The organism is Pseudomonas sp. AP42 (assembly GCF_001728935.1).
Taxonomy (GTDB): domain Bacteria; phylum Pseudomonadota; class Gammaproteobacteria; order Pseudomonadales; family Pseudomonadaceae; genus Aquipseudomonas; species Aquipseudomonas lactis.
Window position 1 is genome coordinate 1 of record NZ_LYSO01000225.1, and the last position, 688, is coordinate 688.

Below are 688 nucleotides of genomic sequence, written 5' to 3' on the forward strand. Positions count from 1 at the left end.
AATTCAATATCCGTCTCACCAACCACAGCCTCTACCTCTACGGTCACTGTGCAACAGGTGAGTGCAAGCACGACGAATAAGTCGGCCGTGACTTGCAGATAACGGTGTCTAGTCCTGAAATAGGTTTACACATTTTCGGCTAGCTTTGCTCCACTCAGAACCCCCTATGTACCGCATCGGGGGTTCTGTATTTCAACGCATGATGCGGCCGCTCCGCGTTGTAAATATCCACTGCTTCACGCACCATTTCCCGCGCTTGCGTCAAATCCTGCGGGCTTTGCAACAATAACTCTCCTTTCAAAATCCCGTTCACCCGCTCCGCCAACGCATTCTGGTAGCAGTCATACCCATCCGTCATTGAGCATTTCACCCCGTACCGTTCATGTAATGACTGATACAGTCCCGAGCAATACTGCACGCCGCGGTCAGAGTGATGGATGAGTTCACCGCCGCCACGTCGTTGCTTCAGTGCTTTCTTGAACGCCATCGCCACCGATTCGGCGTGCATTCCTTCGTGTACGTGGTGGCCCACTATCTTGCGTGAGTACGCATCCGTCACCAGGCTCAGGTACAGTGGCCCGCTCCTGGCTGGCAGATAGGTGATATCTGCGACCCAGACCTGCTCCGGTGCTACCGGAGTGACCTGCTCTGGCCCCGCCTTGAGCAAGTTGGGATGACGGTAGAAACG

1 pseudogene is annotated in these 688 nt (G+C 54.7%); it reads right to left on the reverse strand.

The window, feature by feature from the left end:
* Window positions 1-154: 154 nt before the first annotated feature.
* A pseudogene (locus A7K61_RS30620) lies at window positions 155-688 on the reverse strand (IS3-like element ISAs31 family transposase); the annotation flags it as partial.